Below are 11,605 nucleotides of genomic sequence, written 5' to 3' on the forward strand. Positions count from 1 at the left end.
TCCTAATGCGAATACTGCGGTGCTGACCATGAACACGTCAGGCTGCCGAACTGATCTGGACACGACGCGCCTCTTTGGGATCGCTGCCGCCAGTGACCGTTTCCGGCTTCTTTAAAATAATATGATCTTCGGCAATGCCGGCGGCCTTCAGCGCGTCGCGCACGGCTTCCGCGCGGCTCTTCGCGAGCTTGGCGTTGAGGTCGGCCGAGCCGGTTGCATCCGTATAGCCCGACAGCGTGAACTTCGCGTCCGGGTGCGCGCGGGCGTAATCGGCGGCCGCTGCGACCGCTGCCTTGGCGTCGTCCGGCAACGTGCTCTTGCCGGTTTCGAAGTAGACGTTAGCCGGCAGCGCTGCTGCGCTGTCCGCGGAAGCGCCTGAAGCGGCAGGGGCCGCGGCGCCGCTGGCTGCGCCTGCATCGCTTGCTGCGGCGGCGCCGCTCGCGCCTGCTGCAGCGTCCGCGAGGTGGTCGCCGCCTTCCGGCAGCTTGCCGTTGCGGGCATCCGCAACCTGCTTCGGCTGGAGAATGTCGCCCGTGTGGTTGCCCCACGAGTTGCGCTCGAACGTGATGACCGAAGCAATTTCAACATCGTTCAGCGTGGGCGCCCACGACGGCATCGCATTCTTGCCCTTCAGCACGATGCTCACGTGCTGGGCGATCGGACCGTTGGCGATCTTGCTGCCGTCGAGCGCCGGGAACGCACCTGCGCCCTTGCCGGTGGGCTGGTGGCAGACCGCGCAGTTCGATGCGTAGACCTTGCCGCCGCGTTCCATCAACTCGGCCAGGGTGTAGGTCTTGTTGGGATCGTCTGCGCCGGCGGCCATTTTCTTCTTCTGGTCGTCGACCCACTTGGCGTAATCGTCAGCCGAGAGCACCTCGACCACGACCGGCATGAACGCGTGTTCCTTGCCGCACAGCTCGGTACAGAAGCCGCGGAATGTGCCGACCTTGTCAGCCTTGAACCACGTATCGCGCACGAAGCCCGGAATCGCATCCTGCTTCACGCCGAAAGCCGGCACATACCAGGAGTGGACCACGTCGTTGGCGGTGGTGATGATGCGGATCTTCTTGTCGACCGGCACCACCAGCGGGTTGTCGACTTCCTGCAGATAGGTGTCGCTCTTCGGCTCGGTGCCGTCCACTTCGGCACGCGGCGTGCTGAGCGTGGACAGGAAGCTGATGCCCTCGCCCGGACCCTTCACATAGTCGTAGCCCCACTTCCACTGATAACCCGTGACCTTGATCGTGAGGTCGGAGTTGGTGGTGTCTTTCATCGCCACGACGGTCCGGGTGGCGGGCAGCGCCATCAGCACGACGATGATGAACGGGACAATCGTCCAGATAATTTCGACGGTGGTGCTTTCGTGGAAATGGGCGGCCTTGTGGCCTTTCGATTTGCGGTGAGCAAAGATCGAATAGAACATCACACCGAACACGCCCACGAAGATCACCGTACAGAGGATCAACATGAAGGTGTGAAGGTGATAGAGCTCCTCAGCGATAGCGGTTGCAGGCGGCTGGAGGTTGATCTCGTTGACGGCGGGGCCGCCAGGACTGTCACCCACTGCCAGCGCGGCACCGGCAAAGAGCAGCCCGGTAAGCGCCAGCCCGCCCATGAGGGCTCGCTTGATTGTTTTCATAGCTTCCTTACCCAAAATTTCCATTCAAACCCTCGACCCCGCTGGAAGGCTGCCTCGCGCTCCCCTGAACGGCGCGAGCCTCAGGGCACCTAGCAACGCCTGAGCCACATGCGCAATTCGCCTGCAAATTGCGCGCGCCGATACTGCGCGAGGTGTTGCCCGATCATGATCGTCTGGCCACGCGAGACCAGTTTGATGTGGTCACGCGGCGTTGCGCCCGGCTCGATGCGCACCCAGCGTGGATTGAATTCGAACTGCGTGACCTGCTCCGCGCTGACCCGCTCGATGACGAGCCGGTTCGGAAACAGCCTGATGCGTTCGTAATCCACAGCATGACGCGCGTATATTGCAAAAGCGATACCGACTGCTACCAACTCAATACCGGTGAACGGCAGCACCAGCCACGCGCCGATCAGATCCAGCATGAAAGCAATAAGCAGCGAGACCACCGCAAGCGACACATAGAACCATACGAACTGCTTCGGTGACACTGAACAGTTGCGTTTCATCGTCCAGTCCTTGAGAACCGGTTCCGACTCCGCCAGCAGATCAGATGACTCCATCGCTGTCTCCTGCGAGTTGCCTCTTAACCTTGCCTGTTACTGCTTTGTGCCGCCGATTCCTGCTGCCCAGCGCCTCGGGCCTGCCGCCGCGGGTGTGGGAGCTCCGGGCGACAAACTGACGCATTATAGGCGCGTTCAATGGCATCCACAAGCAACGCCCTATCGGGCTGCAAGCCCGGCCCGACAAGCCTTTGCGCCGTTTTGACGCATCCCGGGAAACACTTTTATCCCGGTAATTTCAGACATAACAGATGCCCTCTTTACCGCCTCAACGATTCTTTGATGGACCTCGTCCGATGTCCTCCAGACGCACGATTCCATGACCTTCGGCGGTCAGGCGCGGCACCGCTTTCCACGCATGCCCGTAGATCACTTCGAACGTCAAGGCGAGCGTTCCATCGGCCCGCCGGCGCGCCTCCAGCGCGGCCAGCAGCGCCTTGTACAGACGTCGCGAGGCCGCTCCCGCAGCACCGCCCGGCGGCAACCCCGCCTCGCGCCCGAACGGGTAAGCGCCCCAGCGGCGCACATCCGCGAGCAGCGATTGCGGCGACTGATAGGTGATGGTCAGTGTCTCCTGGTCCATCACCGGAATCTCGAAGCCGCTTTCAACCAGCATATCGCCCAGGTCGTGCATGTCCACGAAATCGATCACATGCGGGCGCGACGGCACGCCGTGCGCCGCCTCCACTTCCGCATAGGCGCCGCGCAGTTCCTTGAGTGTATCGGGACCGAGCGTGCTGAACATCAGCAGACCCCCTACCTTCAGCACGCGTTGCCATTCGGGAAACACGAGATCGGGTTGCGAGTGCCAGTGCAAGGCGAGGTTTGACCAGATGAATTCGAATGCGCCAGGCGCAAAGGGTAAAGCGGAGAAGTCGGCCTGGGCGAAGCGCGGGCCACGCGCGCCGAGCGCCTTGCCGATCGAAGCCGGCAGGAAGCGCCGCCAGCTCGTGTCGCCGGCGTCATGGCGCAGCGCCCGGGTAAGCATGGCATGCGAGAGGTCCGTGCCGAACACCGGTGCTTCGGGAAAGCGCTCGCGCAGCCCCGGCAGGTCGTCGCCGGCGCCGCAGCCTACGTCCAGCACGGCGGCCGGAGTAACCTTGATGTAATCGAGACGCTCGCGCATGCGCTGCGCAATTTCGCGCGGCAGGAACGCCACGTCGTCGAAGCTCGCCGCGCGGCGGTCGAAAATCCGCTGAAGGCGCCGGGAATCATAGGCCGGACGGCCGGATTTTGCGGAAGATGGGGACATGGGAGTCACAGGGACGAAGTGCTCGAAGTATACTCGCTCGCTCCCCTTCATTCAGCGAACGAGGCCTTTCGCGGGCGGCCCATCGATGCGATTTCAGGCGTCACTTTCTTTACCTTGCGGCCGGCTTGCAGAATTTGCAACCCGGCTGGCTTCGTCATGGCCGCGCCTCGCGCACGCCGCCCTGCCTAATCTTTGCGCACTATGCGGCAATCTGTCGCAGCATGCGCTCTGCCCGGGGTGTGACGAAGCTTATGCGAATGAAATGCGCTTGCGTTGCACGGTCTGCGCGGTCCCACTGGCCAGTTCGCGGTGGAGCAAGCGGGCTGGGTACCGGTGTGCGGACTGTGTCGCGAGACCACCGGCGTTCGATGCCACCCTGGCGCTGGCCGACTACCGGGCCCCGCTCGATACCCTTGCAGTCAATCTGAAGTTTCGCGCCAGGCTAAGACTCGCCGGCGAATTCGCACAACGCCTCGCGCGCCTCGCTGACGATATGCTGGACGCATCCGACTGGCCCGACGTGATGGCGCCGGTGCCGCTCGCGGCGAAGCGCCTCGTCGAACGCGGCTATAACCAGGCGTGGCAGATTGCGAAGCCGCTGGCCCGCGCGCTCCACGTAAAAAGCGACGCTACCCTGCTCGCACGCGTCATAGAGACCGCGCCGCAATCGCGGCTCGATCTCGACGCGCGCCGGCAAAACGTCGGCCGGGCGTTCAGGGTCATCGGCCCGGTGCGCGGCCTGCACGTGGCGGTGGTCGACGATGTCATGACCACCGGCGCCACGCTCGAAGCCCTCGCGCACACGCTAAAGGCAGCCGGCGCGCGGCGCGTCACCAACTTCGTCGCATTGCGCACGCCGAAAAACTAGGTTTCCACTGGCTCACATCATGTTTAACGTCGTACTTGTCGAACCCGAAATCCCGCCGAACACCGGCAATGTCATCCGTCTGTGCGCCAATACCGGCGCACGCCTGCATCTGATCGAACCGCTCGGCTTCCCGCTCGACGACGCCAAGATGAAGCGCGCCGGCCTCGACTATCACGAGTACGCGCAGATGCATGTGCATGCGAACTGGTCCGCGTTCCTCGCGAAGGAAGCGCCGGACCCGGCACGCATGTTCGCCTTCACGACGCGCGGCTCGGGCGCTTTTCATGCCCATGCGTTCCTGCCCGGCGACTGGTTCGTGTTCGGCGCGGAGACGCGCGGCTTGCCGGATAGCGTGCTGGAGCAGTTCGCCGCGCAGCAGCGGGTGCGCTTGCCGATGCGGCCGGGCAACCGCAGTCTGAATCTGTCGAATACCGTTGCGGTGGTGGTGTTCGAAGCCTGGCGTCAGGCCGGCTTTGAAGGCGGCGCCTGAGGGAACACGGACTCGCGGGCCGCCCGGCGAAATCAGGCGGCACGGCCTAGTACGTCCTGATAGCGCGCGAACATGGCGTCATCGAAGCAGGCAAACACCACATGCTCGATGGACGGTACGCCCGGCAGCATCTCCAGTACCGCGCTCACCGCAATGCCGACCGCTTCCTCCGCCGGAAAACGGTAGATGCCGCAACTGATTGCGGGAAACGCGATGCTCTTGCAACGGACCTGCCCGGCAAGCTCGAGCGAGCGCCGGTAGCACGACGCCAGCAGCTCCGCCTCGCCCCGCGCGCCGCCGTGCCAGACCGGCCCCACCGCATGTATCACATGCTTTGCCGGCAAGCGGTAGCCGGCGGTGATCTTCGCGTCGCCGGTCGCGCAGCCGCCGAGCTTTTCGCATTCGCGCAATAGCTCGCGGCCTGCGGCGCGATGAATCGCCCCGTCAACGCCGCCTCCGCCCAGCAGCGAGCTATTGGCCGCGTTGACGATCGCGTCGAGCGCCAGCGTCGTGATATCGACGACGCGCGCCTCGAGCGAACAATGACCTGATGTGAGCATGGAAAACCTCGCCATCCGAAGCGTCGATAAGACGTGGACAGCGAGGAGAGGACAACGGTTCAGCGCGAAATAGAACGAAACGGACCGAGATGGAGCAGAACCGGGCGAAACGAACCGCCCCGGCTATTCGGCTTTCGCGTCCCGGCGCAGCAGTGCGCTAACCGCATCGCGCGGAGCGACCCCGTCGAACAGTACGGCGCAAACGGCCTGGGTGATCGGCATCTCGATCGAGTGAGCACGGGCGATGGCCAGCACGGCTTGCGCACAACGCACCCCTTCGGCCACATGACCCAGAGCCCCGAGGATATCGTCGAGCGTGCGCCCGGCGGCCAGTTGCAGGCCCACCGTGCGGTTGCGCGACAGATCGCCGGTGGCGGTCAGAATCAGGTCCCCGAGACCGGTGAGACCGGTAAAGGTCTCAGCCCTCCCGCCGAGCGTCACGCCGAGGCGCGACATTTCGGCCAGCCCGCGCGTGATCAGCGCGGCCCGGGCATTGAGACCCAGACCCAGGCCGTCGGCAATCCCTGTCGCGATGGCCAGCACGTTCTTCACCGCGCCGCCCACTTCCACGCCCACGACATCGTCGCCGGTATAGATGCGCATGGCGCCATGGTGAAACGCCGCCACCGTGCGCTCGCGGCAAGCCGCCGAGCCGCTTGCGATGGTCAGCGCGACCGGCAAGCCCTGCCCCACTTCACGTGCAAAACTGGGGCCGGACAGCACGCCATTGCTGCCGTGACCGGCCAGCTCGGCGGCCACCACCTGATGCGGCAGCAACTGCGTATCCGCCTCGAAGCCCTTGCAGAGCCACACCACATGAGCCGGCACCTTGCCGGCAGCGCGCATGGCCTGAAACAGCCCGCGCAAACCGGCCACCGGCGTCGCGACGACGCACAGCGCGTCGTCGGCGAGCGCGTGGCTCAACGCCGCTTCGAGATCGGCTTCGTAGCGAAGCCCGGCCGGCAAAGCAACGCCCGCCAGATAGCGGGCGTTTTCACGGGCGGCGGCAAGCTCGGCAACCAGCGCCGGCTCACGCGCCCACAGCACCGTATCGTGCCGCACAGCCAGATGGCCCGCGAGAGCGGTGCCCCATGCACCAGCGCCGAGAACGGCGACTTTCATACCCGGCACTGCGCGCAAGGCTTAGTGCGTGACGCCGTTCTGCGCCGCGCCGTCTTGCGAGCCGAGCTGCGCGAGACGTTGCTCGTACAGGGCCTGGAAGTTGATTTCGGCGAGGTGGATCGGCGGGAAACCGGCGCGCGTGATCGCGTCGGCGATGTTCGAGCGCAGGTACGGGAACAGGATCGTCGGGCAGGCGATGCCGACCAGCGGATCGATCTGCTCAGCCGGGATGTTGCGGATATCGAAAATGCCGGCCTGCTTGGCTTCGATCAGGAACGCGACCTTGTCCGACACCTTGGCGGTCACGGTACCCGTGACGAGGATTTCGAACACGGTGTCGGCGAGGCGCTCGGCCTTCACGTCGACTTCGACTTCGACCGACGGCATTTCCTGCTCGAGGAAGATGGCCGGCGAATTCGGCTGCTCGAGCGACATGTCCTTCAGATAGATGCGCTGGATGTTGAAGAACGGCTGGTTATTCTCGTCGGACATGATTGGATTTCCCTGATATGGTCATTGCGGCGCGCCATGCTGCCACGGCGCGCCGGATCGGTGCGATGCGCCCCGCCCGCTGCGGGCGTCGGCACATCGGCTTGTTTTGGTGCTGCCTTGCTTGCCCGAGGCCGCATGCGCGCCCAGCAAGCTGCGGCGCGCTTAAGCGGCTTCGAGCAGCGGCGTCAGGCCGCCCGCGCGATCAAGCGCGGAAAGGTCATCATAGCCGCCCACGTGCGTCTCGCCGATGAACACCTGAGGAACCGTACGGCGACCCGTGCGGCTCATCATTTCTTCACGCCGGGCCGGATCTTTGTCGATCAGCACCTTTTCGACGTTCTCGACGCCGCGCGACTTTAAAAGACGTTCGGCCATCTGGCAATACGGGCACACCTGGGTGCTGTACATGATTACCTTGTTCACTTCGCTGCTCCTTGTTTCACAACCGGCATGCCGGCCTGCTGCCAGGCGTTCAGGCCGCCTTCCAGCACATGGACTTCGGCGTAGCCCGCGTCCTGCACGACGCGCACCGCCTTGTTCGACTGCTGGCCGGTCTGGCACACCAGCAGTACCGGGTTGCTCTTGTTCTTCACGAGCTGGCCAACCTTCGCCTGCAACTCGGCAAATTCAAGATGCCGCGCCGAAGGCAGATGACCGTTGGCGAACTCCGCCGACGGACGCAAATCGATCACCACGGCGTTGCGGCGGTTGATCAGCTGGGTGGCAGCCGCAGCGGACAGCCCGCCGCGGCCCCGGCGGCTGATCGCCGGCCACAGGAGCAACGCACCAGAGATGAGGACGATCGCGATGAGTACAAGGTTTGTGTAATCGGTGAAGAACTTCACGGAAAATCCGCCGAAAAAGAGAGAAATCGGAATGGGGCAATCCGGCCATTATAAAATAACCGCTTGACGCGATGGCGACGGCCCATTTGGCCACCACGCCGCGCTTTACCGCTTCCTTACTACCGACCGGCCATCTTATGTACAAACTCGTTCTCATCCGCCACGGCGAATCAACGTGGAACAAGGAAAACCGCTTCACGGGCTGGGTCGATGTCGACCTGACCGAGCAAGGCAACCGTGAAGCGCAGCAGGCTGGCGTGCTGCTGAAGGAATCGGGCTATACGTTCGACATCGCCTACACGTCGGTCCTCAAGCGCGCGATCCGCACCCTTTGGCACGTGCAGGACCAGATGGACCTGATGTACCTGCCGGTGGTCCACTCGTGGCGCCTGAACGAGCGCCACTACGGCGCACTGTCGGGTCTGAACAAGGCGGAAACGGCCGCGAAGTTCGGCGACGAACAGGTGCTGGTCTGGCGCCGCAGCTACGACACGCCGCCGCCGGCGCTCGATCCGTCCGACGAACGCACCGCCTACAACGACCCGCGCTATGCCAAGGTGCCGCGCGAACAGTTGCCGCTCACCGAATGCCTGAAGGACACGGTGGCGCGCGTGCTGCCGATGTGGAACGAATCGATTGCCCCGGCCATCAAATCGGGCCGCAAGGTGCTGATCGCGGCGCACGGCAACTCGATCCGCGCGCTGGTGAAGTACCTCGACAACATTTCGGACGACGACATCGTCGGCCTGAACATCCCGAACGGCGTGCCGCTCGTGTATGAACTGGACGAGAACCTGAAGCCCATCACGCACTACTATCTGGGTGACCCGGAAGCGATCGCCAAGGCCCAGGCCGCCGTCGCGAAGCAGGGCAAGGCAGGCTGAAGACCGCAGCGAGGTTCACAGTGAGGCCCTCGGGCGGTGCGTGTGCGCCGCTCATTTGGGCTCCTCACTGGCCGGCCTCGCATACCAGGCCTGCGCATTCGCTGCATAACGCGCAATTCAAAACTGCCGAAAACATGCTGTGCACCCTGGTAGAAACCCGCCAGGCACGCATTAAAACGCTACCTGCGCGCACATCGCGATGTCCGTCTTTCCAGTTACGGCACATTTCTTCCACACCACAGGGCAAATCCTCAGAACCCGGCACCCCATACGCTGTCGAACTGCGATTACTATGCTGTGCACTGCCTGAGCGGGTGTGCAGTTATACTTGTCCGTCCCTATCTCATTGACGCTGCCACGCGCATCCGACCGCAACAGACTCTATGCGAAAGAACCTGAAAAATATCGGCCTGATTGCCGCGGGCCTTGCTACCGGCGTTTTTGCAACATTGCAGCTTTCCGCCTCGGCCCAGCAACCTGCCAGCAGCGCGGTCGCGCCGCTGCCGCTTGACCAGCTGCGGCTGTTTGCCGAAGTTTTCGGACAAATCAAGCATGAATACGTAGAACCGGTCGACGACAAAAAGCTCCTCACCGCCGCCATCAAGGGCATGGTCTCGAGTCTCGACCCGCACTCGTCGTATCTGGACAAGACCGATTACGAAGAACTGCAGGAGCAGACAAAGGGCCGCTTCGCCGGCCTCGGTATTGAAATTTCGTCGGAAGACGGCCTGATCAAGGTGATCTCGCCGATTGAAGACACGCCTGCGTTCCGCGCCGGCATCCGTCCGGGCGACCTGATCACGCGCATCAACGACAAGCCGGTGCGCGGCATGACGCTCGACCAGGCCGTCAAGCAGATGCGCGGCGACCCGGGCACCAAGGTTACGCTGACCATCTTCCGCAAGACCGACGACCGCACCTTCCCGCTCACCGTCACGCGCGCCATCATCAAGGTGCAGAGCGTGAAGATGAAGATCCTGGCGCCAGGTTATGCGTACATTCGCATCACCAGCTTCCAGGAACGCACCACGCCGGATCTGGCTGAAAAACTGCAGGAAATCGCGCGCCAGCAGCCGAACCTGAAGGGCCTGATCCTCGACCTGCGCAACAACGGCGGCGGTCTGCTGCAAAGCGCGGTGGGCGTAGCAGGTGCTTTCCTGCCGCCGGATTCGGTGGTGGTCTCGACCAACGGCCAGATCCCGGATTCGAAGCAGGTCTACCGCGACACCTACGACAACTACCGCCTGCCGTCGTTTGACAGTGACCCGCTGAAGGACGAAGCGCCGATCTTCAAGACCGTGCCGATGATCGTGCTGACCAACGCGTACTCGGCGTCGGCTTCGGAAATCGTCGCGGGTGCGCTGCAGGATCAGCATCGTGCGCTGATCGTCGGCAAGACGACCTTCGGCAAGGGCTCGGTGCAAACGGTGCGTCCGATGACGGCCGACACCGCGCTGCGCCTGACCACGGCGTACTACTACACGCCGAGCGGCCGTTCGATCCAGAACAAGGGTATCCGCCCGGATATCGCGGTAGACCAGTACGCAGACGGCGATCCGGACGACGCCCTCGTGACGCGCGAAGTGGACTATTCGAACCACCTCGCAAACACGCAGGATCCGAACGAGAAGAAGGAACAGGAACAGCGCGAGCAGGACCGCATGGACCAGTTGCGCGTGCTTGAAGAGCAGAACGACAAGAAGACGCCGGAACAACGCCAGAAGGACCGCGACCGCAAGCCGGTCGAGTTCGGCTCGGCTGACGACTTCATGCTGCAGCAAGGCCTGAACAAGCTGGAAGGCAAGCCGGTGCAGGAATCGAAGTCGCTCTCCGAGCGGCGTCTGGCGCAGAACAAGCCGGAGCAATCGGCTTCGGCGCCGGTCGCGGTCAAGCCGACCAATCCGGTACCGGGCGCATCGGCCACCACACCGGCTTCCGCACCGGCTCCGGCCTCGCAAAGCAACTAAGTAGCCAGTCTCACCCACGGGTCTTCGCGGCGCATGCCGCGAAGACCCGCTTCATTAAGCGCGATTAAAATAACCAGAACAAACACTCGCGCAGCGGCGCCGTACCTGACCTTATAGACGGTCCGCCCAGGTTCACCGCGCGATTCACCCCTGCGCCCCGCCATGAACGACGATCAACTGCTCCGCTATTCCCGCCATATTCTTGTCGACGAACTCGGTATCGAGGCTCAGCAGCGCTTTCTCGACGCCCATGCAATCGTTATAGGCGCCGGAGGGTTGGGCTCGCCGGCGGCGATGTATCTGGCCGCATCCGGCGTGGGCAAGCTGACACTGGTGGACGCCGATACGGTCGATCTCACCAACCTGCAACGCCAGATCCTGCACGTGACGGCCTCCGTCGGCCGCAGCAAGGTCGAATCCGGCCGCGACGCAATCGCCCAGCTCAATCCCGAAGTGGTCGTGGATGCGGTGACACAGCGCGTCGACGATGCGTGGCTCGATGCGGCCGTACCGCACGCCACGGTCGTGCTCGACTGCACCGATAACTTTGCAACCCGCCACGCCATCAACCGCGCGTGCTACACGCATGGGGTGCCGCTGGTGTCAGGGGCGGCGCTGCGCTTCGACGGGCAAATCAGCACCTTCGACTTCCGCGACGCGGCATCGCCCTGCTACGCCTGCGTGTTTCCGGAAGATCAGCCGTTCGAAGAAGTGGCCTGCTCGACCATGGGGGTGTTCGCGCCAACGGTCGGGATCATCGGTGCGATGCAGGCGGCCGAGGCGCTGCGTGTGATTGCGGGCATCGGTACGCCGCTGGTGGGACGCCTGATGATGCTCGATTCGCTGCGGATGGAATGGAACACGATGCGCATCGCCCGCCAGCCGGATTGCCTGGTGTGCGGCGACGCGCATCGCCATTAAAC

Annotated in this window: 13 protein-coding genes; 5 read left to right on the forward strand and 8 right to left on the reverse strand. The window is 63.6% G+C overall.

The window, feature by feature from the left end; all coding sequences use genetic code 11:
• Nucleotides 1–37: 37 nt before the first annotated feature.
• The 3 genes from coxB to FFS45_RS12960 form a co-directional block, all read right to left on the reverse strand.
• On the reverse strand, nt 38–1,663 hold the full coding sequence (gene coxB, locus FFS45_RS12950; protein ID WP_137955039.1) for a cytochrome c oxidase subunit II: 1,626 nt from the start codon (nt 1,661–1,663) through the stop codon (nt 38–40).
• 65 nt (nt 1,664–1,728) lie between these two features.
• The gene (locus FFS45_RS12955) at nt 1,729–2,202 is read right to left on the reverse strand and encodes a DUF2244 domain-containing protein (RefSeq protein WP_137955040.1); all 474 of its coding nucleotides are present in this window, start codon (nt 2,200–2,202) and stop codon (nt 1,729–1,731) included.
• A 268-nt stretch (nt 2,203–2,470) separates the two neighbouring features.
• Nucleotides 2,471–3,454 (reverse strand): methyltransferase domain-containing protein, encoded by a 984-nt coding sequence (locus FFS45_RS12960; RefSeq protein ID WP_137955041.1) that lies wholly within the window; start codon nt 3,452–3,454, stop codon nt 2,471–2,473.
• An 85-nt stretch (nt 3,455–3,539) separates the two neighbouring features.
• Here FFS45_RS12960 and FFS45_RS12965 point away from each other — a divergent pair, with 85 nt between their 5' ends.
• Nucleotides 3,540–4,322 carry a ComF family protein gene (locus FFS45_RS12965; RefSeq protein WP_137955042.1) on the forward strand — a complete coding sequence of 261 codons (783 nt, stop codon included), beginning with the start codon at nt 3,540–3,542 and terminating at the stop codon, nt 4,320–4,322.
• A 19-nt stretch (nt 4,323–4,341) separates the two neighbouring features.
• Entirely contained in the window at nt 4,342–4,812 is a 471-nt protein-coding gene (gene trmL / locus FFS45_RS12970) for a tRNA (uridine(34)/cytosine(34)/5-carboxymethylaminomethyluridine(34)-2'-O)-methyltransferase TrmL (RefSeq protein ID WP_137955043.1), read from the forward strand.
• A gap of 32 nt (nt 4,813–4,844) precedes the next feature.
• Here the strand turns inward: trmL and FFS45_RS12975 are convergent, their stop codons facing one another.
• The 5 genes from FFS45_RS12975 to FFS45_RS12995 all read right to left on the reverse strand — a co-directional run bounded on the left by FFS45_RS12975 (nt 4,845) and on the right by FFS45_RS12995 (nt 7,831).
• Entirely contained in the window at nt 4,845–5,372 is a 528-nt protein-coding gene (locus FFS45_RS12975) for an O-acetyl-ADP-ribose deacetylase (protein WP_137955044.1), read from the reverse strand.
• Nucleotides 5,373–5,495: 123 nt separating this feature from the next.
• The gene (locus FFS45_RS12980; RefSeq protein ID WP_137955045.1) at nt 5,496–6,494 is read right to left on the reverse strand and encodes an NAD(P)H-dependent glycerol-3-phosphate dehydrogenase; all 999 of its coding nucleotides are present in this window, start codon (nt 6,492–6,494) and stop codon (nt 5,496–5,498) included.
• Between the two features lie 21 nt (nt 6,495–6,515).
• A complete protein-coding gene (secB, locus tag FFS45_RS12985; protein WP_074300905.1) occupies nt 6,516–6,986 on the reverse strand; it encodes a protein-export chaperone SecB in 471 nt (156 codons plus the stop codon).
• A gap of 162 nt (nt 6,987–7,148) precedes the next feature.
• On the reverse strand, nt 7,149–7,409 hold the full coding sequence (gene grxC, locus FFS45_RS12990; protein WP_137955046.1) for a glutaredoxin 3: 261 nt from the start codon (nt 7,407–7,409) through the stop codon (nt 7,149–7,151).
• Nucleotides 7,406–7,831 carry a rhodanese-like domain-containing protein gene (locus FFS45_RS12995; protein WP_137955047.1) on the reverse strand — a complete coding sequence of 142 codons (426 nt, stop codon included), beginning with the start codon at nt 7,829–7,831 and terminating at the stop codon, nt 7,406–7,408. The genes grxC and FFS45_RS12995 overlap by 4 nt, the downstream gene beginning before the upstream one ends.
• Nucleotides 7,832–7,968: 137 nt before the next feature.
• Between FFS45_RS12995 and gpmA the strand changes: the two genes are divergently transcribed.
• The 3 genes from gpmA (at nt 7,969) to moeB (ending at nt 11,603) form a co-directional block, all read left to right on the forward strand.
• The gene (gene gpmA, locus FFS45_RS13000) at nt 7,969–8,715 is read left to right on the forward strand and encodes a 2,3-diphosphoglycerate-dependent phosphoglycerate mutase (protein WP_137955048.1); all 747 of its coding nucleotides are present in this window, start codon (nt 7,969–7,971) and stop codon (nt 8,713–8,715) included.
• Between the two features lie 383 nt (nt 8,716–9,098).
• Nucleotides 9,099–10,682 (forward strand): S41 family peptidase, encoded by a 1,584-nt coding sequence (locus FFS45_RS13005; RefSeq protein WP_137955049.1) that lies wholly within the window; start codon nt 9,099–9,101, stop codon nt 10,680–10,682.
• A 162-nt stretch (nt 10,683–10,844) separates the two neighbouring features.
• Nucleotides 10,845–11,603, forward strand: coding sequence for a molybdopterin-synthase adenylyltransferase MoeB (gene moeB, locus FFS45_RS13010; protein ID WP_137955050.1), 759 nt, complete (start codon nt 10,845–10,847; stop codon nt 11,601–11,603).
• Nucleotides 11,604–11,605 lie beyond the last annotated feature (2 nt).

It is taken from the genome of Burkholderia sp. 4M9327F10 (assembly GCF_005503145.1).
In the GTDB taxonomy this organism is placed as follows: Bacteria; Pseudomonadota; Gammaproteobacteria; order Burkholderiales; family Burkholderiaceae; genus Paraburkholderia.